A 19,651-nucleotide genomic window follows, 5' to 3' on the forward strand; every position below is an offset into this window, starting at 1 on the left:
GGGGAGGGGGGGGGGGGTTTTGGGTTGGTGGTGTTGGTCGGTGGTTGGGGGTTTTGGCGGCCCGTCCCGCTGGCGGGGGGGGGGGGGGGGGGGGGGAACGCCCCCCCCGCGGGGGGGGTCGGGGGGCCCGCTTCGGTGTGCGGGGTGGGGTCAGGCCGCGCGGCCTGAGCTGCCGGTGTCGCCGCCGCGGGCGCGGCGGCCCACCGCGCCGCCGCGGCCGGCGGCGGCGCCGGGGCCGGTGCGGCGGCCGCGGCCGGCGGCGCCCTCGTTGGCGGTGGCCCCGGTACGGCGGGATGCAGCCTTCTTGGCGGGCTGCTGACGCTCACCGGCGGTGGCGGCGCCGCCGCGCCCACTGCCGCCACGACGGCGGCGGGACGGGGCCGCGCCGGGAGCCTTGGCCTTGGGCGCCGGGACCTCGGCGGCGGGCAGCGTGACCGGGGTGCCGGACGGCTGCCGGGCACCGGTGATCCTGACCAGATCCGCGTCGCCCGGACGGACCCGGGCGGTGTGCGGCCGGATACCGGCCTGCGTCATGAGCCGGGCGTTCTCGCGCCGCTGCTCGGGCAGCACCAGCGTGACGACCGTGCCGGACTCACCGGCCCGCGCCGTACGCCCGCCGCGGTGCAGATAGTCCTTGGCCTCGGTCGGCGGATCGACGTTCACGACCAGGTCGAGACCCTCGATGTGAATCCCGCGCGCCGCGACATTCGTGGCCACCAGCGCGTCGGCCGTCCCCGTACGGAACTGGTCGAGCGCCCGGTTCCGCTGCGGCTGCGACTTGCCGCCGTGCAGCGCCACCGCCCGCACCCCGAGGCCCAGCAGGTGCTTGGTGAGCCGGTCGGCGCCGCGCTTGGTGCCGACGAACATGATCACGCCGCCCTGCCGGGCGGCGATCTCCGCGGTCACCGCCCGCTTGGTCGCCTCGTCGACGTGCAGCACGTGGTGCTCCATCGTCGTCACCGTCGCGGACGACGGGTCCACCGAGTGCGTGACCGGATTCTTCAGGAACCGCTTGACCAGCTTGTCGACATTGCGGTCCAGCGTCGCCGAGAACAGCATCCGCTGCCCGCCCGGCTTGACCTGCTCCAGCAGCCGCGTGACCTGCGGCAGGAACCCCATGTCGGCCATCTGGTCGGCCTCGTCCAGTACCGTCACGCCGACCTGGTCCAGCGAGCAGGCGTGCCGCTCGATCAGGTCGAAGAGCCGTCCGGGGGTCGCGACCAGGATCTCGGCCCCGCCGCGCAGCGCGGCGATCTGCTTGGTGATGGAGGCGCCGCCGACCACCGCGGTGGTCCGCAGCCCGAGCACCTTCGCGTACGGCGCGAGCGCGTCGGTCACCTGGGTGGCCAGCTCGCGGGTGGGCACCAGCACCAGCGCCAGCGGACGCTTGGCGTCGGCGCGGCGGCCGAGCGCCTTGACGCGGGTCAGCATCGGCAGGCCGAAGGCCAGCGTCTTGCCGGAGCCGGTACGGCCGCGGCCGAGCACGTCACGGCCGGCGAGCGAGTCCGGCAGCGTCGCGGCCTGGATCGGGAACGGTTCTGTCACCCCGTCGGCGTCCAGGGCGGCGACCAGCGCCGGGTCGAGCGGAAGCTCGGAGAACAGCTTTACGGGGGACACGGGTGACAAAAGCGGGATTCCTTCCTCGGGCCGCCACGGCGGGAGCCATTGCGGCGGCTGCACGCGAGAGGCCCGCACCGTGCGGTGCGGGCCTCCCGTTACCGAGCGTCGCAGCCCGGTTACTCTGAATTAGAGCGGACGGATGTTCTCCGCCTGCGGGCCCTTCTGGCCCTGCGTGACGTCGAACTCGACCTTCTGGCCCTCAAGCAGCTCACGGAAGCCCTGGGACTGAATGTTCGAGTAGTGGGCGAACACGTCCGGGCCGCCACCCTCCTGCTCGATGAAGCCGAAGCCCTTTTCCGAGTTGAACCACTTCACGGTTCCGGTAGCCATAACAATCTCCCTATGGTGGGGCAGTTTCCAAACCCGCACTGTACGGATATGGGTCGCTGTAGATGATCACCCCACACCGGAGAAATCCGGCAAAACAAAAGTGCGCCCGGAATCGCAATCATCCAGGCGCACAAAAAGTTCTGGGTACCACAACTGCAACGCGACCAGCCTACCAGAGTCCTGCGGCCTCCGGTCGATCTTGTCCCGGCGAGTTCCTCCGCCCGGGTCCTGCGGCGGGCGGGGACCCGCCGCAGGACTCAGACACGAGCCGTACGGGCTAGCTGACGTTGACCGCCGCGTCGTCGATCAGGAACGACGTCGCGAGGGAGGCGTCCTCGGTGCCGGTGAACTTCAGGCTGACGGTCTGGCCCTTGTAGGAGGACAGGTCGACCGAGCGCTGGACGTAGCCGGTGCCCTTGTTGACGTTGGAGTAGGTGACCAGGGTCGTGCTGCCCGCCGTGAGGGTGAGCTTGTCGTACGCCGTGGTCGTGGAGGTCTCCTGGCTGCTGATGTAGAGCCAGTAGGTGAAGGTGGCGCTGGTGCACGAGGCGGGGATCGTGACCGACTGGGCGAGCGTGTCGGTGTGCGTGGTCCCGTAGCCGTTCAGCCACGCCTTGTACGAGCCGCCGTGGGACGCGGCGCCGGTGCTGTTGTCGATCACGCCCGACGTCGTCGTCCAGCCGGTGTTGCCGCTCTCGAAGCCCGGGTTGGTCAGGAGCTGCGCCGCGGTGCAGCCGCCGCCGCCCGCGCTGGTGACCGTCCAGGTGAAGGTGGCCGTACCGGTGGCGTTGGTGGAGTCCTTCGCCGTGACCGTCACGCTGGAGCTGCCGGTCGCGGTCGGGGTGCCCGAGATCAGGCCGCTGGAGGCGTTGATCGACAGACCGGCCGGCAGGCCCGTCGCGGTGTAGGTCAGCGCGCCGCCGTTGGTGGTGCTCGCCTGGATCTGGAGGCTGGCCGCCGTGTTCACCACGGTGGACTTGGCGCCCGGGTTGGTGACGGTGACGCCGCTGGGCGTGGTGACCCGGCTGCCGACGTTGATCGCCGCCCAGGTGTTGGCGACCGTGTTGTACGTGGCGCTGTTGGCGCCCCACAGGTCGGCCGCCGCGAGCAGCGACTGGGTGCGGGCCGACGCGTAGTTGGTGGTCGAGGTGAAGCGCTCGGTGAGCGCCTTGTACCAGAGCTTGAGGGCGTTGTCCCGGCCGATGCCGGGCACCGACAGACCGTCGGAGGTCGGGCTGTTGTAGCTCACACCGCCGATGACCTTGGCGCCGCTGCCCTCGGAGAGCAGGTAGAAGAAGTGGTTGGCCGGGCCCGACGAGTAGTGCACGTCGAGGCCGCCCAGGCTGGAGGACCAGTAGTCCTTCGAGCCGCCGTCCTTGCTCGGCTGGTCCATGTACCGCAACGGCGTGCCGTTGCCGTTGATGTTGATCTTCTCGCCGATGAGGTAGTCACCCGGGTCGGAGGTGTTGTTGGCGTAGAACTCCACGCCGGTGCCGAAGATGTCCGAGGTGGCCTCGTTCAGACCGCCGGACTCACCCGAGTAGTTCAGCCCCGCGGTGTTGGAGGTGACGCCGTGGCTCATCTCGTGGCCCGCGACGTCGAGCGCGGTCAGCGGGTGCGTGTTGCCGCTGCCGTCGCCGTACGTCATGCAGAAGCAGGAGTCGTCCCAGAAGGCGTTGACGTAGCTGTTGCCGTAGTGGGCGCGGGAGTACGCGGCCACACCGTCGCCGCGTATGCCGCTGCGGCCGAAGGTGTTCTTGTAGAAGTCCCAGGTCTCCTGGGCGCCGTAGGCCGCGTCCACACCGGCGGTCGTGGCGGTCGACGGGTTGCCGTCGCCCCACGTGTCGCTGGACTGCGAGAACAGCGTGCCGGTGCCGGAGGTGCCGTGGTTCAGGTTGTACGTCTTGTGGCCGCCGCGCCCGCCGTCGGTCAGCGTGTACGTCGACCCGGACTGCGTGGTGCCGATGGTGACCTGGCCGCTGTACTCACTGTTGCCGATGCCGGTCTCGATGCCCTGGTACTCGTACAGGCGGTTGCCGGTGCTCGCGTCGGTGATGACGTGGAGCTGGTTCGGCGTGCCGTCCTCCTGGAAGCCGCCGATGACGGACTCCCAGGCCAGTACGGGCGTACCGGACGCGGCCCAGATGACCTTGTGCGGCGCGCCGACCGCGGCCGGGGAGGCCGCGCCGTCCGCCTTCGCGCGGGCGAGCGCCGTGGTCTTCGCCGAGTCCGCGCTCTTGACCGCGGTCGTGCTGGCCACCGCCACCGAGGCGTTGGTCGCCTTGTCGACACCGGTGGTCGCCCCTGCGGCGTCCTGGTGCACGATCAAGTCGCCGCCGAGGACCGGCAGGCCCTGGTACGTACGCTCGTAGCGGGTGTGGACGGTGCCGTCGGTGTCCTTGGTGACGGACTTGACGACCAGCTTCTCACCCGAGCTCAGGTGCAGCGAGGACGCGGTGGCCGCGCTCCTGGTCTGCGCCTGCGAGACGAGGGTGGCCTGCTGGGCCGGGGAGAGCGATGCGGGCAGCGCACCCGCTCGCGGCTGAACATGTGTACTGGCCTGGGCCGTTGCCTGCCCGGGTACGCCTGCTGAGGCCGTACCCGCGGGCAGTGCGACCGCCAGCATCGCTGCACCGGCAATCAGCACTCCTGCTGCTGTTGCCTTGCGGGGGGATCTGCGCACTCGTCACTCCTTCTGCGGCGACCGCGGATGGGCGGTCGGTGACAGTCCGGACAGGTGGGGTTGGTGATCTGTCCGGGTAGAGCTGTGGCACTGCTGTAGTGCTGTGGCGTTGCTGTGGAACGGGGCACAGAGTGGCATCCTTTACCGGTACATGTCAGTGGCGTGGGGCAAACTTGGCCGAAAACAGTCCGTTGTTCGGTGAGCGGTGTTCGCATAGCGGTCATTTGTCATCGCGGTGTTGCGCGGAGAAGAAGTTTTTCTGCGGGCGAATGGGGTCAAGAGGGGGCCAATCCGGCCCTCTGGATCAGGCGCAGTTGGTGTCCCGGCAATACGAACCGCCCTTCGCGCGTGGCGCGAAGGGCGGTTCGTTGGCGCGGGCCGGGCGGCGCGGCGACGCGGGCGGGGTGGTGCGCCGACGCGGGCGGGTGCCGCGTCGGCGTGGACGGCCTCGTCGTAGGGGCGCTGACGGTCAGACCAGGCTGTCCCGCCACGCCTGGTGGAGTCCGGCGAAGTGGCCGTCGTCCGCGATGAGTTCGTCCGGGGTGCCGTCCTCGACGATCCGGCCGTCGCGCATGACCAGGACCCGGTCGGCGATCTCCACGGTCGACAGCCGGTGCGCGATGATCACCGCCGTACGTCCGTTGAGCACGGTGTGCATTGCGTGCTGGACGGCCTTCTCGCCCGGCACGTCCAGCGAGGACGTCGCCTCGTCCAGGATCAGCACGCCGGGGTCGGCGAGCAACGCCCGCGCGAAGGCGACCAGTTGGCGCTGGCCCGCGGAGATACGGCCGCCGCGCTTGCGTACGTCCGTGTCGTAGCCGTCCGGCAGCGCCGCGATGAAGTCATGGGCGCCGATGGCCTTCGCGGCGGCCTCCACATCCTCGCGGGAGGCGTCCGGCCGGCCGATCGCGATGTTCTCCGCGACCGTCCCGGAGAACAGGAACGCCTCCTGCGTCACCATCACGACCCCGCGCCGCAGATCGGTCTGCGTGAGATCGCTCAACTCCACGCCGTCCAGCAGCACTCGGCCGCTGGTGGGGTCGTAGAACCTGGCCAGCAGTTTGGCGAGCGTCGACTTGCCCGCGCCGGTCGCGCCCACCACGGCGACGGTCTGCCCCGCGGGCAGCCGCAGCGAGAACCGCGGCAGCACCTCGCCGCCCGTGCGGTACGCGAAGCGCACCTCGTCGAAGACGACCTCGCGGCCCGGCAGTTCGCCCGCCCGCTCCGGCAGCGGCACCGCGCGCTCGGGCGCGGGCTCCGGCACGGTCGGCCGCTGGGCCAGCAGCCCGGCGATCTTCTCCAGTGAAGCCGCCGCGGACTGATAGGAGTTGAGGAACATGCCGAGCCGGTCGATCGGGTCGTAGAGCCGCCGCAGATACAGCACGAAGGCGGCGAGCACACCGAGCGCCATCCCGCCGTCCGCCACCCGGTACGCGCCCCACATCACGATCGCGGCGATCGTGACGTTGGCGATCACGCGGGAGCCGACGACGTAACGCGCCATCTCCAGGATCGCGTCGCCGTTGGCCCGCTCATGGCGGTGGTTCAGTTCGAGGAACGCCTCGTCGTTCGGCTCCTCGCGGCGGAACGCCTTCACCGGGCGGATGCCGTTCATCGTCTCGGTGAACTTCACGATGACGGCCGCGATGGCCGTGGACCGCTTGCGGTAGGCGACCATCGAGCGCCGCTGGTACACGCGGATCGCCACGTACAGCGGGGCGTACGACACCAGGGCCGCCAGTCCCAGCTCCCAGTCGAGGAAGATCAGCAGCGCGGTGATGTAGACCGCCGACAGCACGACCTCGATCAGCTCGTCCAGGCCGTCGTTGAGCAGTTCGCGGATCGACTCGACGTCCGAGGTGGAGCGGGAGATCAGCCGGCCCGAGGTGTAGCGCTCGTGGAAGTCCAGGCTGAGGGTCTGGGCGTGCCGGAAGATCCGGCCGCGCAGGTCGACCAGCACGTCCTGGCTGACGCGGGCGGCGACCCGGATGAAGAAGCGCTGGAGCGTGCCGGAGGCGATGCCGCAGCCCATGTAGCCGCAGGCGACCGCGATCAGCGCGCCGTGCCGGCCGTCGCGCACCGCCGGGATGGCGTGGTCGATGGCGTACGCCACCAGGAGCGGGCCCGCCTGCACGGCCGCCTGCTGGACCAGCAGCAGGATCGCGGCCAGCCAGACGCGGGCGCGGTGCGGGCCGAGGAGCGAGCGCAGGAGGGTGAACTGGGCGTTCTTCGGGGCGGGCAGGACGTCTTTGGCGAAGGGGTCGTCGGGCGGGAGCGGCGCGGCGGTGGGCTCGTCGAAGTCGTACTCCTCGATGGCGCCGGCTTCTGTCGCGTCCTCTTTCGCCGCCCCCTCTTTCGTCGAGCCCTGTTCTGTCGCGCCCTGTTCTGTCGCGGAGGTCATCGGGCGTCGCTCCTCTCCCGCGCGGCGGAAGCCTCGTCGGCCTCCCCGGTTCGTTCTTCGGCGCCGTGCTGCTCCGGCAGGTCCGGGTGCCCCTCGGCGTCCGGCTCTTCGTCGGCGCCTGACTCTTCGTCGGCGCCCGGCTCTTCGTCGGCGCCCGACATCAGGTGGCGGTAGACCGCGCTGTCCCGCAGCAGTTCGGCGTGCGTGCCGACGGCCGTGATCCGGCCGTCCTCCAGCAGCGCCACCCGGTCCGCGAGCATCACCGTGGACGGGCGGTGCGCGACGACCAGCGCGGTCGTGTCGGCCAGCACCTCGCGCAGCGCGGCCTCGACCAGCGCCTCGGTGTGCACGTCGAGCGCCGACAGCGGGTCGTCCAGGACCAGGAACTGCGGGCGGCCGACCACCGCGCGGGCCAGCGCGAGCCGTTGCCGCTGCCCGCCGGAAAGGCTCAGGCCCTGCTCGCCGACCTGCGTGTCCAGGCCCTGCGGCAGCCGCTCCACGAAGCCGCACTGCGCGACGGCCAGGGCTCGTACGATGTCCGCCTCGTCGGCGCCCTCAGGGCCCGCGCCCATCGCCACGTTCTCCCGTACGGTCGCGGAGAACAGCGTCGGCTCCTCGAAAGCGACGGCGAGCAGTTCGCGCAACCGCTTGACCGGCAGGTCGGCGATGTCCGCGCCGTCCAGGGTGATCCGGCCGCCGGTCGCCTGGTGCAGCCGGGGGAGCAGCGCGGTCAGCGTCGTCTTGCCGCTGCCGGTGGCGCCGACCAGCGCCATCGTCTCGCCGGGGCCGATGTGCAGGTCGACGCCCTTGAGGAGGTCGGGGCCCGCGTCGGGGGCGTCGGGGTAACGGAAGCGGACGGCGTGCATGCGCAGGCCGTCGCTCGGCCGTCCGGCTCCGGTGTCGTCCGTGGTCTTCGCGGCGCTTCCGTCGTTCTCGCTCCCGCTGGTGCTGCCGGTGCTGCCGGTCCTGCCGCTGCTGTCGGGTTCGGGGGTGTCCATCGCCTCGAAGTACCGGTCGGCGGCGGTGGCCGCCTCGTTGCTCATCGCGAGCAGGAAGCCGATCGACTCGACCGGCCAGCGCAGCGCGAGCGCGGTCGACAGGAACGCCACCAGGGTGCCCGCCGACAGCTTGCCGTCCGCGACCTGGAGCACACCGCACACCAGCGCGGCGCCGATCGCCACCTCGGGCAGCGTCATGATCACGGCCCAGATGTCCGAGAGCAGCCGCGCCTTGCGCATCTCAGTACGCCACAGCCCCCGGGTCTGCGCGCGGAAGGCCCGCGCCTGGCTGCGGTGCCGGCCGAACGCCTTGATGATCCGGATGCCCAGCACCGACTCCTCGACCAGCGTGGCCAGATCGCCCGCCTGGTCCTGCGCGCGGCGGGCGGCCAGCGCGTACCGCGTCTCGAAGACGGAACACATGATCATCAGCGGCACGGCGGGCGCCAGCAGCACCAGGCCGAGCAGCCAGGACTGCGCGAACAGGATCGCGAAGCCGATCAGCACGGTGACGGTGTTGACCACCAGGAAGACCAGCGGGAAGGCGAGGAACATCCGCAGGATCTGGAGGTCCATCGTCGCCCGCGAGAGCAACTGCCCCGACGCCCAGCGGTCGTGGAACTCCACCGGCAGCCGCTGGAGATGCCGGTACAGATCCGCCCGCATCGCCGCCTCGACCCCGGCCAGCGGCCGGGCCACCAGCCACCGCCTGATCCCGAACAGCAGCGCCTCCAGCAGCCCGAGCAGCAGGATCAGCCCGCCGCCGAGCCACACCCCGGCCGGATCGTGGTCCGAGACCGGCCCGTCCACCATCCACTTCAGCACCAGTGGAATCAGCAGCGCCACGCACGACGCGCCCGCGCCCACCACCGCGGACACCCCCAACCGCACCCGCACCGCCCGCACATAAGGCCAAAGGCGCAGCAGCGACCGAATCGCTGATCTCGAACGGACGGCGGGCGCGGGGTCAGTGGTCGTGGCAGACATCCCTCCCGACATTAGGCGCGACCACCGACACCGCTCACCCTGTTTTCCGCCGCGCCCACGCCCCTCCGATCTCTTCCCGCCACAGGCACGGGGCCGCCCCCGCGATCACCTGTCGCGCACCATGCGAATCCTTGAAGAATTCATTACCTCCCCATGACCCGAGGCCCCCCGGACCGGACGGCGAGGCCGCCCTCCGCGTGGTCCCCGCGCCGGGGGCCGGTGAGGCCGTCGGGGCTCGGCGGCGGCACCGGCCCGCTGGCGACCGTCACGGGGGACGGCAAGTCGTACGGCATCACCGCTCCGTGGACGCTCCCGGCGCCGACCCCGACCCCGACCCCGACCCCGACCGGGGCCACGGCCACTTACGCCTCCGTGCTGCCCGACGTGGACCTCGTGGTTTCCGCGGTCGCGGACGGATTCGCCGAGAACGTGGTCGTCAAGTCGCGCGCGGCCGCGCAGAATCCGCAGTTGGCGGCCCTCCGGTTTCCCGTCACGCTGAATGAGAGTCGTATTCCGGCGGCAAATGAGTATCGCGGTCGAGCCGGAAGTGCGGCCACGGAGAAAGCGAAGTGTCGAACTTGTACCGCGGGTATACGGGTACCCACGGGGGACATGGCAGTACCCTGCTCGTGTGGCGGAAGCTGTGCGGAACGCTGGTGCGGGCAAGGTGTGGCATGAGATGCCAATTGCACCGGCACGACTGGGATGCGTACCGGTGCGGGGAGACGGCGAGGCGCATTCCGGAGACCTTATCGCGGCTGTTCGACGCTGCTGTGCCCGGTGACATCTTTGATCACGGCTTGGATGGCCATCTGGAAGTCCAGTCAATGCTTTTCGAGGCCGCGGTCCCAGCGGTTTCCGTAAATTTGGCCGGCTTGGGGGATGGGGTAAAGCCATTCGTGTGGAGTCATCTTATGGTTACTCTGCTCCGGTTGGTTTCTGGAGAATCACATTCGAGTGAAGTTGCAGTTGGACGTCCTGATCTGGGTGAGGAGTACATTGCCGCGGCTCAATCGGGCATTTGGCTGCTAGAACGAAGGACAGATAACCAGGATTAAGGGCTGTCCCGCTCAATGGTCAGAGTGAGCAGCAGGTCTATGGCACCGGGGCTGGCTCAGGTTTCGAGGCGGCCCGGTCACCTGGCCGATCGTCGAAGCGCTTCCCGCCACTCGTCCTTCACATCGCTGGACTCATCCAGCGCGGGATCGCGCCTCCCGCCTGGCGCATAGGCCGGGGACCGGTCTGCGCGGAGCGGCACGTGGGCGCAATACCAGGCCCGCTCGGCACCCGCCTGCTCGGCGTCCGTGCCTGTCCGTAGATAGTCGAGTAGTGCGCTCATGACACGGCGTCGTCCGAAGGCGTAGACGGCTGGTTCGGCGAACCAGCGGCAGAAGCTAGGGTCCGGGTCGTAGACCGCTGCGGCCATCAACGCGGCGAAGAACTCTTCGGGTAGGTAGGCGCGTTGGAGCAGTGGCTTGCGCACCGCATGGGCCAGGTGCCGTGCCCGGCGGGTTTCCGGCACGTCGGCCGCGTTCCCGAGATCCATCAGCCGCGCCACCTCGGTGGCACATGACAGGAATGTGCGTGCAGCTGCCTCGTTGTGCTCTTCGTCATCCATGGCGGCATTTTGGACCGACTCAGGCCGGGAGGGTATGGGGCGGTGGTTGTTTCTCTGCCGAGTGAAACGATCGCAAGGACACTGTGCCTCATCGTCGGCGGGACCCTGGTGCCCACCCTCCCGTGGCTGGGGGGAGTCCGGGGCCAAGGCTGCCGTCGGCACCGCTATGACTATCGTCACGGCGGCTACCAGGACACCGGTCTGGTCATCCCGCACCGCCGCCGTAAGGGCGAAGAACTTCGCCCCGGAAGGAGAAGCACAACCGCTCCCACAAACAGGTCCGCGCCCGCGTTGAGCACACCTTCGCCCGGATGAAGAGCTGGAAGATCCTCCGCGACTGCCGCCTCAAAGGCGATGGCGTGTACCGAGCTGTGCTCGGCGTCGCCCGGCTTCACAATCTTGCTCCGACCCGGTGACTGAGGGGGTCAATCCAGTGCAGGCATGTCAGAACCGGTCGGCCTCGGCGGCCTTTGGTGACCGCATTCCAGCCGAGTCCCGTTGGCGTCGGTCACTGTGTACTCAAGGACAATCCTGGTCGGATCGCCGTTCTCGTAGGGCCACACGGTGATGCCTCCCTCCCAGACAAGGGTGGAGAACCAGACATCGAGCCCTTCGGCTTCAGGTGCGACCGTGAAGACCTCCCCAGGCTTGAGGTAGAAGTCCTCGCCGTACGGCTCGATGAACAGACAGAGATCCCTTTCGCCAGCGTTCTCCACGGGAAGCTCACTGCGCCCCACTGTTCCCCCCAGCCCCCTACCGATGAACCGCTCCACCGTATCCGCCACACCGGCATCGCCGTCACCCAAGCCCTACAAACTCTCTGCGGGACAGTCCTTAGTTGAGGGAACGCGTGCCGGGGGCGTTCAAGTTTCGGCGGTTCGAGTTGACGACCGGAAGCGGGTCGTACGACCTGGCCGTGCCCACCGATGACGTGGAGACGGTGCGAGGGGACGCTTCCCGTGGTCGGTGGCGCAATGGTCGTCGAACTCGCCCCAGCAGGGCGGCGGTTCCTCGCCGCGCTGACCGACCTCGTTGTGGCCAGAGTGAGCCTGGTTGTACCGGTGGTCCGGGGCAACGGAATGGCCTCGCCGGGGCGGGTGGTGAGGGGTCGGTCGTGATCCGCCGGACAGGCCCTACGTCGTGGGGACTCGGCGGAGGTTGCGGATGGCGGGGACGGAGAGGAGGAGGGTGCAGACGATGAGGGTGACCACGGCGCCGGTCTGGAGGACGTGGCGGGCGCCGAAGGCGGCGGAGGCGGGGCCGGCGAGGGACTGGCCGACCGGCATCATGGCGATGGAGCCGGCGACCTCGTAGGCGTGGATGCGGTTGAGGATCTCGCCGGGGACCTGGGTCTGGACGCTGGTGGCCCAGTTGACGCCCCAGTAGGCCCAGCAGATGCCGGATCCGAAGACGCAGGCGGCGATCGCGGGGACCGGTAGGTCGAAGCCGACCGAGGCGGGCATCAGGGCGGTGCCGAAGAGGGCGATGGAGCCCGCGCGCAAGGGGCGGTCCGCGCGTACGCGCATGGCGATCAGCGCGCCGACCGCGGTGCCGCCGCCGAGGGCGGAGTTGACGAGGCCGTAGGCGCCCGCGCCGTGCTCGGGGATGATCTGACCGGCGGCGAGCGGTATGTAGGGGCCGAAGACAAAGATCATGTAGCCCATCCAGATCACGATCACCCCCCACATCCAGGTGCGCGCGCGGAACTCCCGCCAGCCCTCCGCGAGATCGGCCTTGAACGTGCCAGTGCCAGTGCCAGTGCCCGAGCCGGTGCCCGACCCCGACCCCGTCCCGGCACCCGTCTTCGCTGGAAGCGGTCGCAGCCGCAGCGCGATCAGGCACAGCGCGCTGACCAGATACGTGGACGCGTGGACGGCGAAGACGACGCCCGGTGAGGTGAAGCCGATCAGGACACCGGCGACCGCGGGCCCGGCCAGCCCCGCGACGGACTCGGCGGTACGGGTCACACCGTTGGCGCCCTGCACATCGGTGGCGACCCGCACGACCGTACTGGCCACGCCCGGCTGGAACATGGCCGCCGCCGTGCCGTTGACGACGGCGATCAGCGCCATCTCCCACAGCGTGATGTGGTGGGTGAGGAAGAGCACCGCCGCGGTGGACTGCGTGCCGACGCGTACGAGATCGGCGCCGATCATCAGCCGCCGCGCGTTGAAGCGGTCCGCGAAGACCCCGCCGAAGATCACGAATCCGGCGAAGCACGCGGTGGACGCGGCCATCACCAGGCCGATGTCACCGGCCGAGTAGCCGTACTGGATCAGGCCCGCGGACAGCGCGACCGGCAGCATCGTGTCGCCGAGCATGGCGACGGAGCGGGCGGTGAAGTAGAACCGGAAATTCGCCGACCACAGCCGCTCCTTGCCAGGAAGCGGGGACGTGCGCGGGAGGTCCACCGCGGCGTCGGACAACGGCATGAGATTCGGCTGCGAAAGCGGCTCGGCGGCATCGGCCCCGGCGCGGTCGGGGCTGGGCGCGGAAGAGGTCACCAGGACATAGTGGACTGGACCATTCGGTGTCGTCCACACCGGTCCACACCGGTCCACGCCATCCCCCGCGCCGGTCCACGCACCGGTCAACGCACCGGCCCCCGCCACCCCCCACCCCGGCCCCCGCAACCCCGCGGCACCCCCCGCCGCCCGCCCGCTCCGGTGACCGAACTCACCCGCTGAGCAGCTCTTCCCGCCCCTCCCCGCCGCCGCACGCCCGGTACAGCCGTACGGACCTCTCCGCCACCGCCACCTCCGAACCAGCCGCCGCACGCGCCCCCTCCGGCGCCGCCGTCTGCTCCTCCAGAGCGGTGTCGACGAGCAGTTCGTACGCCGCCGCCCACGGCGACCCCGGCAGCGTGAAAGCGGCGGGCCGCGACCCCGCGTGCGCGATCAGCAGGAAGCTGTCGTCCACGACCGCCTCCCCCCGCGCGTTCCGCTGCGGAATCTCCTGCCCCGACAGGAACATCCCCAGCGTCGAGCCCGGCGCGAACCAGTCCTCGTCCGTCATCTCCTCGCCGCGCGGCCCGAACCAGGCCAGATCGCGCAGCCCCTCCGGCGCCTGCGCGAGCCCGGAGAAGAAGCCGCCGCGCCGCAGCACCGGATGGGCCCTGCGCAGGGCGATCAGCCGCGCCGCGAGATCGGACAGCGACCGCCAGGCCGGATCGTCCGCCAGCGACCAGTCGATCCAGCTCACCTCGTTGTCCTGGCAGTACGCGTTGTTGTTGCCGCCCTGCGTCCGCCCCATCTCGTCGCCCGCGACCAGCATCGGCACCCCGGTGGACAGCAGCAGTGTGGAGAGCAGGTTGCGGATCTGGCGGCGGCGCAGCGCGCTGATGCCGGGGTCGTCGGTCGGCCCCTCGGCGCCGCAGTTCCACGACCGGTTGCCGTCGGTGCCGTCCCGCCCGTCCTCGCCGTTGGCCTCGTTGTGCTTGCGCTCGTAGCTCACCAGGTCGCGCAGGGTGAAACCGTCGTGCGCGGTGACGAAGTTGACCGAGGCGTACGGCCGCCGCCCGCCCCAGTCGTACAGGTCGCTCGACCCGGACAGCCGGTACGCCAGATCGCGTACGTCCCCGGCCGCGCCCCGCCAGAAGTCCCGTACGGTGTCGCGGAACCGGTCGTTCCACTCCGTCCACAGCGGCGGGAAGGCGCCCACCTGGTAGCCGCCGGAGCCCACGTCCCACGGCTCGGCGATCAGTTTGACCCGGCGCAGCACCGGGTCCTGGGCGATCACCGTGAGGAAGGGGGAGAGCATGTCCACGTCGTGCGTCGAGCGGGCCAGCGCCGCCGCCAGGTCGAACCGGAAGCCGTCCACGCCCATTTCGGTCACCCAGTAGCGCAGGCTGTCGGTGATCAGCCGCAGCACGTGCGGCTGGACGACGCTGAGGGTGTTGCCGCAGCCGGTGTAGTCGGCGTAGCGCCGCGCGTCCTGCTGGAGCCGGTAGTAACCGCGGTTGTCGATACCGCGCAGCGACAGCGTGGGGCCGCCCTCGCCGCCCTCGGCGGTGTGGTTGTAGACCACGTCGAGGATCACCTCGATGCCCGCCGCGTGCAGCGCCCGCACCATCCGCTTGAACTCGCCGACCTGTTCGCCGCGCGTGCCGCTCGCGCTGTACGCGGCGTGCGGCGCGAAGTAGCCGATCGAGTTGTAACCCCAGTAGTTGCGCAGCCCCTTGCGCTCCAGGTGCTCCTCGTGCGCGAAGTGGTGCACCGGCAGCAGCTCGACGGCGGTCACCCCGAGCCGGGTCAGATGGGCGATGGCCGCCGGGTGCGCGAGACCGGCGTACGTACCGCGCAGCTCCGGCGGAATGTCCGGGTGCGCCCGGGTGAAACCGCGCACGTGCAACTCGTAGATCACCGAGTCCGACCAGGGCGTCTTCGGCCGGTGGTCGTCCTCCCAGTCGTCGTCATCGTCGACCACGACGCCCTTGGGGACGTACGGCGCCGAGTCGCGGTTGTCCCTCACGGTGTCGGCGACCTGCCGCTCGGGCCAGTCGCGCACGTGCCCGTACACTTCGGGGACCAGCGTGAAGTCGCCGTCCACCGCCCGCGCGTACGGGTCGAGCAGCAGCTTCGCCGGATTCCAGCGGGCGCCGGTCCACGGATCCCAGCGACCGCCGACCCGGTAGCCGTACCGCTGGCCCGGCAGCGCGTCCGGTACGAAGCCGTGCCATATCTCATGGGTCAGCTCGGTCAGCGGCGCCCGCGTCTCGGTGCCGTCCGCGTCGAACAGGCACACCTCGACGGACTCCGCCCCACCCGCCCACAGCGCGAAGTTGGTGCCCGCGCGCCCGCCGGGACCGGCGTGGAAACGCGCGCCGAGCGGCTGCGCCGAGCCGGGCCACACGGTCGCGAGCCGCGGCGTCACCCGCCGGTCCGACGCACCGGACGGCAGCGATACGGAAGCCACCGGCGGATTCCGCGGTACGGCCGGGGCGAGTGCGACAGACGGGTCCCGCGGTACGGCCGGGCCCGGCACCGGCGACGGCGGCGGTACGGTCGCCACCCCCGGATCGCCTGCGGGCAGCGGAAGACCCTCCGGGCGTCCCACGACGCCGTGTTCGCGTGTCTCTGACACGTGTATGCCTCCCGCGGCTCCGAAGGACCGAGCTGTGACCAGGTGCGCTGTGCCGGCAGGGCGGGCCGGGTCCGTACCGTACGCCGGGTGTCCCTCCCCGCGTCGACGGCCGTTTCCCCGCACCCGCTGCTCCATTCATTCCCACCGGGGGGTACGGAGTCACACGGTTGATCGGTGCACGTGCCGGCGGACAGCGCGTTTCCCCGGCGGCGGTCGTCTCGTTGACGGTGCGTGAAGACAGCGGTGAGGCGCGTGCTGCGCGCGGGTGCGGGAGTGGTACTGGGTGCGACGCTGATCGCGGGCTGCGGGGGACCGGGCGGGTCCGGCGGGACGGGCGGGGGTGACGACCGGGCGCCGAGCGCCACGTCGACCGACACCTCGACCGCCGTACCGGACGTCTCGCAGGCGGCCATCACCGTATCGCCCGGCGACGGCGCGAAGGACGTACCCGCCAGCGGGACGCTGCGCGTCACCGTCGGCCAGGGCAAGCTCACCGGGGTCACCGCCAAGAGCGCGGACGGCACCGCCGTGCCCGGCACCCTCGCCGCCGACGGCAGCGGCTGGCAGCCCACCGGACGCCTCGCGCTGGCCACCCGCTACACCGTCGACGCCTACGCGGTCGACGAGCAGGGCCGCCCGGCAGCCAAGCACGCCGACTTCACCACCCTCGTGCCGCAGCACACCTTCATCGGCTTCTTCACCCCGGAGAACGGCTCGACCGTCGGCGTCGGCATGATCGTCTCGCTGAGGTTCAACCGCCCGGTCACCGACCGCGCCGCCGTCGAACGCGCCATCACGGTCACGTCCGTACCCGCCGTCACCGTCACCGGCCACTGGTTCGGCGGCCAGCGGCTCGACCTGCGCCCCGCCGACTACTGGAAGGCCGGCACCCGCGTCACCCTCCACCTGCGGCTGCGCGACGTCCAGGGCGCGCCCGGCGTCTACGGCACCCAGTCCAAGGACGTGCGGTTCACCATCGGCCGCGACCAGCGCAGCACCGTGGACGCGGTGGCGCACACCCTGGTCGTCCGGCGCGGCGGCGCGGTCGTGCGCACCCTCCCCGCCTCGACCGGCGCGCCCCAGCACACCACGTACGACGGCGTGATGGTCATCGCCGAGAAGCACGCCGTCACGCGCATGAACGGCCAGACGGTCGGCTTCGGCGGCGAATACGACATCCCGGACGTCCCGCACGCGATGCGGCTGACCAACTCCGGCACCTTCGTGCACGGCAACTACTGGTCGCCCGCCGGGGTCTTCGGCACCACCAACGTCAGCCACGGCTGCATCGGGCTGCGCGACGTCAAGGGCGGCAGCGCCACCAGCCCGGCGGGCTGGTTCTTCGACCACTCCCTGGTCGGCGACCCGATCCGCGTGACCAACTCCCATGACCGCACGGTCGCCGCCGACAACGGGATGGGCGGCTGGAATCTCAGCTGGGCCCAGTGGCAGGCGGGTTCCGCGCTGTAGCGGCGGCCCCGCCCGTCCCGCATGCGCGGGCTCCCCAGTCCGCCGCCCCGTCCGCGCACGCGGGCTCCCCGTCCGCCGCACCCCCACTACACCCCCGACCGGCCCCGGTCCACAGCCATCTGGGACGGAACGGTGACAATCTCGTGAGCACTCGCGCTTGTTCCGTGTGATTGTCTTGCGCTGACCAGGGGAGTTCAGGTGTTCCGGGCGGTAGGGGAGAGCAAGAGTTGAAGCCGATATTGGCTGCGCCGGGTATCAGGAGAAACGTTCTGGTGCTGGCGCTCGGAGCGTTGCTGCTGATGGTCACCGCGTGCGGTGGCGGCGGTGGCGGCGGCAAGTCCGGCAGTGGGAACGGCTCCACGTCGGCCTCGAACGGCAAGGCGAACGCGTCGGACACGGTCGCCTCGACCGCCGTCGTGACGATCCTGCCGAAGGACGGCTCGACCGAGGTGTCGACCACGGGGACGCTGAAGGTCACGGCGCAGGGCGGCAAGCTCTCGTCGGTCGTCGTGAAGGACGACAAGGGCACGGAGGTGGAGGGCGCGATCTCCGCCGACGGCGCCGGATGGGTGCCGGCCGGGCACCTGGACACGTCCACGCAGTACTCGGTGGACGCGGTCGCCAAGGACGACGCGGGACGTGAGTCCGACAAGCACTCCAGCTTCACCACGGTCACCCCGAAGAACACCTTCGTCGGTTACTACACGCCGGAGGACGGTTCGACCGTCGGCGTCGGCATGGAGGTCTTCCTCAACTTCAACCGGCCGATCACGAACAAGAAGGCCGTCGAGGAAGGCGTCAAGGTCACCGCGAGCCCGTCGGTCCCGGTCGCCGCGCACTGGTACGGCGACCAGCAGCTCTACATCCGCCCGCAGGAGTACTGGGCGGCCGGTACGAAGGTCACGCTGAGCCTCAACCTCAACGGTGTCGAGGGCGCCCCCGGCGTCTACGGCAAGCAGCACAAGGACGTCCACTTCACCGTCGGCCGCCGCCAGGTGAGCATCGTGGACGCGGCCAAGCACACCATGACCGTCTACCGCGACAACAAGGTGCTGCGCACCATCCCGATCTCCTCGGGCGCGCCGGACCACACCACGTACAACGGCAAGATGGTCATCTCCGAGAAGTACGTGACCACCCGGATGAACGGCGACACGGTCGGCTTCGGCGGTGAGTACGACATCAAGGACGTGCCGCACGCCATGCGGCTGACCACCTCGGGCACCTTCATCCACGGCAACTACTGGGCCGCGACCTCGGTCTTCGGCAACAGCAACACCAGCCACGGCTGCGTGGGTCTGCACGACGTGCGCGGCGCGGGTGACGCGAGCACCCCCGCGGCATGGTTCTACAACCAGTCGATCATCGGTGACGTGGTGCAGGTGCAGAACTCCAAGGACAAGACGGTCCAGTGGTACAACGGCCTCAACGGCTGGAACCTCCCCTGGAGCGAGTGGACGTCCTGACCGGGTTCCGCATCGGGTTCCGCATCGGGTTTCCGCCCGTGTGAGGCACCGCACGTGAGCCGCGACGGCCCGCCCCTGACCTGGGGCGGGCCGTCCGTCGTACGCTCGCCCGTATGACTGTGACCTTTGAAGTCGACGAAGGCGTCGGCACCGTCCGGCTCGACCGGCCGCCCATGAACGCCCTGGACTCCGGCACGCAGGACCGGCTCAAGGAGGTCGCCGAGGAGGCGGCGCGGCGTCCCGAGGTACGGGCCGTGGTGGTGTGGGGCGGGGAGAAGGTGTTCGCGGCGGGCGCGGACATCAAGGAGATGCAGGCCATGTCGTACGAGGACATGGTCGACCGCTCGCGGGCGCTCCAGGAGTCCTTCACGGCGGTGGCGCGGATCCCGAAGCCGGTGGTGGCGGCCGTGACCGGTTACGCGCTCGGCGGCGGCTGCGAGCTGGCACTGTGTGCCGACTACCGGATCGCGGGCGAGAACGCGAAGCTCGGACAGCCGGAGATCCTGCTCGGTCTGATCCCGGGCGCGGGCGGCACCCAGCGGCTGTCCCGGCTGGTCGGTCCCTCGCGCGCCAAGGACCTGATCTTCACCGGCCGGATGGTGACGGCGCGGGAGGCGCTGTCGCTGGGGCTGGTGGACGAGGTCGTCCCGGCCGACGAGGTGTACGCGCGGGCGCGGGCCTGGGCGGAGCGGCTGGCGCGCGGTCCCGCGTACGCGCTGCGGGCCGCGAAGGAGGCCGTCGACGCGGGTCTCGAAACGGATCTGGAGACCGGGCTGACGATCGAACGCACCTTGTTCGCGGGGCTGTTCGCCACGGCGGACCGCGAGACGGGGATGCGCAGCTTCGTCGAGGACGGACCGGGGAAGGCCACCTTCCGCTGAGCCCGCGGATGCTGACGCGTGGTCAGCCGGGGACGGCGATCCGACGCACATGCGGCTGAGCGTCGAACGGGTGCTCGGCTGACAGCGCGTCAGAGGTGACGCAGGGTGCGCGGCT

The 19,651-nt window shown here is 70.5% G+C and carries 12 protein-coding genes and 1 pseudogene; 4 read left to right on the top strand and 9 right to left on the bottom strand.

Annotated features, from left to right (window positions below; genetic code table 11):
* Positions 1-150: 150 nt before the first annotated feature.
* The 6 genes from ACZ4EF_RS11055 to ACZ4EF_RS11080 all read right to left on the bottom strand — a co-directional run bounded on the left by ACZ4EF_RS11055 (position 151) and on the right by ACZ4EF_RS11080 (position 10,637).
* Positions 151-1,695, bottom strand: coding sequence for a DEAD/DEAH box helicase (locus ACZ4EF_RS11055; RefSeq protein ID WP_391161522.1), 1,545 nt, complete (start codon positions 1,693-1,695; stop codon positions 151-153).
* 51 nt (positions 1,696-1,746) lie between these two features.
* The gene (locus ACZ4EF_RS11060) at positions 1,747-1,950 is read right to left on the bottom strand and encodes a cold-shock protein (protein WP_188279682.1); all 204 of its coding nucleotides are present in this window, start codon (positions 1,948-1,950) and stop codon (positions 1,747-1,749) included.
* A 277-nt stretch (positions 1,951-2,227) separates the two neighbouring features.
* A complete protein-coding gene (locus ACZ4EF_RS11065; RefSeq protein ID WP_467503984.1) occupies positions 2,228-4,633 on the bottom strand; it encodes a M4 family metallopeptidase in 2,406 nt (801 codons plus the stop codon).
* 469 nt (positions 4,634-5,102) lie between these two features.
* Positions 5,103-7,034 (bottom strand): ABC transporter ATP-binding protein, encoded by a 1,932-nt coding sequence (locus ACZ4EF_RS11070; protein WP_467503986.1) that lies wholly within the window; start codon positions 7,032-7,034, stop codon positions 5,103-5,105.
* Positions 7,031-9,019 (bottom strand): ABC transporter ATP-binding protein, encoded by a 1,989-nt coding sequence (locus ACZ4EF_RS11075; protein ID WP_467503988.1) that lies wholly within the window; start codon positions 9,017-9,019, stop codon positions 7,031-7,033. The genes ACZ4EF_RS11070 and ACZ4EF_RS11075 overlap by 4 nt, the downstream gene beginning before the upstream one ends.
* 1,135 nt (positions 9,020-10,154) lie before the next feature.
* Complete coding sequence (locus ACZ4EF_RS11080; protein WP_467503990.1) at positions 10,155-10,637, bottom strand: hypothetical protein; 483 nt, start codon at positions 10,635-10,637, stop codon at positions 10,155-10,157.
* A gap of 121 nt (positions 10,638-10,758) precedes the next feature.
* Between ACZ4EF_RS11080 and ACZ4EF_RS11085 the strand changes: the two are divergent.
* Positions 10,759-11,053: pseudogene (locus ACZ4EF_RS11085) on the top strand (transposase family protein); the annotation flags it as partial.
* A 9-nt stretch (positions 11,054-11,062) separates the two neighbouring features.
* Here the strand turns inward: ACZ4EF_RS11085 and ACZ4EF_RS11090 are convergent.
* The 3 genes from ACZ4EF_RS11090 to glgX form a co-directional block, all read right to left on the bottom strand.
* The gene (locus ACZ4EF_RS11090; RefSeq protein ID WP_391044665.1) at positions 11,063-11,443 is read right to left on the bottom strand and encodes a hypothetical protein; all 381 of its coding nucleotides are present in this window, start codon (positions 11,441-11,443) and stop codon (positions 11,063-11,065) included.
* Positions 11,444-11,770: 327 nt separating this feature from the next.
* On the bottom strand, positions 11,771-12,958 hold the full coding sequence (locus ACZ4EF_RS11095) for an MFS transporter (RefSeq protein WP_467504166.1): 1,188 nt from the start codon (positions 12,956-12,958) through the stop codon (positions 11,771-11,773).
* Positions 12,959-13,313: 355 nt separating this feature from the next.
* The gene (gene glgX / locus ACZ4EF_RS11100) at positions 13,314-15,551 is read right to left on the bottom strand and encodes a glycogen debranching protein GlgX (protein WP_467503992.1); all 2,238 of its coding nucleotides are present in this window, start codon (positions 15,549-15,551) and stop codon (positions 13,314-13,316) included.
* Between the two features lie 399 nt (positions 15,552-15,950).
* On the opposite strand from glgX, the gene ACZ4EF_RS11105 reads away from it, so the two are divergent.
* The 3 genes from ACZ4EF_RS11105 (at position 15,951) to ACZ4EF_RS11115 (ending at position 19,536) form a co-directional block, all read left to right on the top strand.
* A complete protein-coding gene (locus ACZ4EF_RS11105) occupies positions 15,951-17,189 on the top strand; it encodes a L,D-transpeptidase (protein WP_467503994.1) in 1,239 nt (412 codons plus the stop codon).
* A 299-nt stretch (positions 17,190-17,488) separates the two neighbouring features.
* Entirely contained in the window at positions 17,489-18,655 is a 1,167-nt protein-coding gene (locus tag ACZ4EF_RS11110; protein WP_355349352.1) for a L,D-transpeptidase, read from the top strand.
* Positions 18,656-18,768: 113 nt separating this feature from the next.
* On the top strand, positions 18,769-19,536 hold the full coding sequence (locus ACZ4EF_RS11115) for an enoyl-CoA hydratase/isomerase family protein (RefSeq protein WP_391044672.1): 768 nt from the start codon (positions 18,769-18,771) through the stop codon (positions 19,534-19,536).
* Positions 19,537-19,651 lie beyond the last annotated feature (115 nt).

The organism is Streptomyces sp. NPDC025721 (assembly GCF_055558595.1).

Excerpts from the sequence above, each read along its gene's own strand:
- ACZ4EF_RS11110 (WP_355349352.1), top strand. The coding sequence starts at position 17,489 with ATGGTCACCGCGTGCGGTGGCGGCGGTGGCGGCGGCAAGTCCGGCAGT.
- ACZ4EF_RS11095 (WP_467504166.1), bottom strand. The coding sequence starts at position 12,958 with ATGCTCGGCGACACGATGCTGCCGGTCGCGCTGTCCGCGGGCCTGATC.
- ACZ4EF_RS11060 (WP_188279682.1), bottom strand. The coding sequence starts at position 1,950 with ATGGCTACCGGAACCGTGAAGTGGTTCAACTCGGAAAAGGGCTTCGGC.
- ACZ4EF_RS11075 (WP_467503988.1), bottom strand. The coding sequence starts at position 9,019 with ATGTCTGCCACGACCACTGACCCCGCGCCCGCCGTCCGTTCGAGATCA.
- ACZ4EF_RS11080 (WP_467503990.1), bottom strand. The coding sequence starts at position 10,637 with ATGGATGACGAAGAGCACAACGAGGCAGCTGCACGCACATTCCTGTCA.
- ACZ4EF_RS11070 (WP_467503986.1), bottom strand. The coding sequence starts at position 7,034 with ATGACCTCCGCGACAGAACAGGGCGCGACAGAACAGGGCTCGACGAAA.
- ACZ4EF_RS11115 (WP_391044672.1), top strand. The coding sequence starts at position 18,769 with ATGACTGTGACCTTTGAAGTCGACGAAGGCGTCGGCACCGTCCGGCTC.